This is a genomic window from Kocuria tytonicola, assembly GCF_003687455.1.
Classification (GTDB): Bacteria; Actinomycetota; Actinomycetes; order Actinomycetales; family Micrococcaceae; genus Kocuria; species Kocuria tytonicola.
The window spans coordinates 1-2,320 of record NZ_PHOA01000173.1; the positions used below are offsets into that span (position 1 = coordinate 1).

Annotated in this window: 5 protein-coding genes; 2 read left to right on the forward strand and 3 right to left on the reverse strand. The window is 69.5% G+C overall.

Annotation, left to right across the window (positions count from 1 at the left end; translation table 11 throughout):
- On the reverse strand, positions 1-281 hold a 281-nt coding region (locus CWC38_RS11580; RefSeq protein WP_500683898.1), incomplete at its 3' end, for a carboxyvinyltransferase.
- Positions 282-296: 15 nt separating this feature from the next.
- The gene (locus CWC38_RS11585; protein ID WP_121846860.1) at positions 297-833 is read right to left on the reverse strand and encodes a DoxX family protein; all 537 of its coding nucleotides are present in this window, start codon (positions 831-833) and stop codon (positions 297-299) included.
- A gap of 210 nt (positions 834-1,043) precedes the next feature.
- On the opposite strand from CWC38_RS11585, the gene CWC38_RS11590 reads away from it, so the two are divergent.
- Together CWC38_RS11590 and rsrA are read left to right on the forward strand one after the other, a co-directional pair.
- Entirely contained in the window at positions 1,044-1,721 is a 678-nt protein-coding gene (locus CWC38_RS11590; protein WP_121846863.1) for a sigma-70 family RNA polymerase sigma factor, read from the forward strand.
- 4 nt (positions 1,722-1,725) lie between these two features.
- Positions 1,726-1,992 carry a mycothiol system anti-sigma-R factor gene (rsrA, locus tag CWC38_RS11595; protein ID WP_121846861.1) on the forward strand — a complete coding sequence of 89 codons (267 nt, stop codon included), beginning with the start codon at positions 1,726-1,728 and terminating at the stop codon, positions 1,990-1,992.
- Positions 1,993-2,075: 83 nt separating this feature from the next.
- Here rsrA and CWC38_RS12720 read toward each other — a convergent pair whose 3' ends face one another.
- Positions 2,076-2,150 (reverse strand): 50S ribosomal protein bL37, encoded by a 75-nt coding sequence (locus CWC38_RS12720; RefSeq protein ID WP_098054049.1) that lies wholly within the window; start codon positions 2,148-2,150, stop codon positions 2,076-2,078.
- Between the last annotated feature and the right edge of the window lie 170 nt (positions 2,151-2,320).

Genomic DNA, 2,320 nt, shown 5'->3' on the forward strand with positions numbered 1-2,320 from the left:
GGCCGCCACACCTCGTCCTCCGCGCTGGCACTCACCGTGCCCGGAACCCGCCCCGGCACCTGGGTGGTGGACACCCCGGGGATCATCAGGGCGCTGTCACGCGAGTGCAGCGGCTTGCGCACCACCGACGGCTCCGCGGCCAGTGCCGCGAGCACCAGGTACCGGTTGGTCAGGGACTTGGAGCCGGGAACGGCCACCGTCCCGCTCACGGGCGAGCCGTGGGGGAACGGGGCCGGCCACGGGGCCGGGTCCTGCGGGTGCGACAAGCCGCTGCGCGTCACGTGGGGCACCGGGACCTAGAAGGAGACGGCGTTCTGCACGGCCTTCTCGGCCTCGCCCAGCTTCTTCCTGGTGTCCTTGCCGACCTTCACCGCGTTCTTGCGGACGTCGTCCGCGAGGTGGCTCGCGCGCCACGCGAGGGACGGGTTGCCGGAGGTGTCCACCGCGGCGATCATGACGCCGCCCAGCAGGGACACGTTCTTGAGCAGGCTCGAACGGCGGGCGGCCTTGCCCTCAGCGGTGGAGGCGTCCGTGGAACGGTACTGGGTGTAGCCGTTGAGCGCGGTGGTGCCCAGCAGCACGGTGGACGAGAGGCGGGGCAGCTTGCTCACGGCCAGCAGGGAGGCGGCACCCACCTGGGCGGCCGCGAGGCCCTGGGCCACGACGGCGCGGTTGGCGGTCAGCGGGCGCAGCTGGGGGGCGGCGCTCTCCACGGCCTTCAGCACGGGGTCCAGCTGCCGGGCGGTCGCGGACGAGTTGCGGAACGCGTCCACACCGCCGGCGATGAAGCCGGTGGCGAGCAGCGGGCGGGCGAGACGACGAACAATGCTCATGGTGCTCCTCCTTACACTCCCGGCATCTCCGGGAAGGCATGCTCTCCATCCTATCGGCCGGTGGTGACGCGCGGAGGCGGGAATAGTCCCGCGAGCGGTGCGTGTTACTCGGGTGGACAGAAGCACCGCACGTGCGCGGTGGCGCGGCGACGACCCGGTGGAAGGTGGCGACGGCTCGGCATGACGGCACCCGCCCTAGACTGGGACGTGATGAACGATCAGCGAACTCACGATTCCCGGACCGTGGAGCACCCGGAAGAGGTGCCCGCCGGCGAGGAGTCCACGCAGCAGCGGCGCGAGCGCTTCGAGCGCGACGCCATGCAGTACGTGGACCAGCTCTACGCCGCGGCCCTGCGCATGGCGCGCAACCCCTCCGACGCCGAGGACCTGGTGCAGGAGGCCTACACCAAGGCGTTCTCCGCGTTCCACCAGTACAAGCCGGGGACCAACCTTAAGGCGTGGCTGTACCGGATCCTCACGAACACGTACATCAACCTGTACCGCAAGCGGCAGCGCGAACCGCGCCAGGCCAACACGGACACCGTGGAGGACTGGCAGCTGCACCGGGCGGAATCCCACACCTCCACCGGGCTGCGCTCCGCGGAGGTCGAGGCCCTGGACCACCTCCCGGACTCGGACGTGAAGCGGGCCCTGCAGGAGCTGCCGGAGGAGTTCCGGCTGGCGGTGTACTTCTCGGACGTGGAGGGATTCGCGTACAAGGAGATCTCCGAGATCATGGACACGCCCATCGGCACCGTGATGTCCCGGTTGCACCGCGGCCGCAAGCTTCTGCGCGAGAAACTGGGCGACTACGCCCAGGAACGAGGATTTGACACGTCCAAGGCCCAGAAGAGGGCCAAGGGCGCACCGGCGAAGGATCGAGGCTGACACCATGACGGAGAAACCGTGCAGCAACGGCTGCACCGATGAACGTATCCAGCGGATCTACGAGTACCTGGACGGTGCCCTGACCACCGAGGACCTCGAGGAGATCCACGCGCACCTCACCGGGTGCACCGAGTGCGAGCGCGAGTACAACCTGGAGTGCGTGATCCGCTCCGTCATGAAGCGCTCCTGCTGCGAGAGCGCCCCGGAGGACCTCAAACGCTCGATCCTGGCGCGCATCGACGCGCAGTGCGGGGAGCACCCCGCCGCCTGACCCCGTGCCGCCGGCACGGCCCCGGACAAGCAGAACGCCCGCAACCAGACTGGTTGCGGGCGTTCCGTGGTTCGTGCAGAACGTCAGGAGTTGGGCCGCTTGCCGCGGTTGGCCGAGTTCTTGCGACGATCCTTGCGCTTACGTCCACGCTTGCTCATGATGTACCTCCTGCAGTGATTGGCTGGGACATCGTCCGCCAGTATCTCACACTCTGCGCCCCTCCCGGACCACCGTGGACGGCCCGGCGGCCGCCCCTGGCGGTGTCGATCCATGCCCTCGGCCACTGCGCGGGGACCTCTGCCGTGCGGGGCCGGGGAGGGGTCAGCGG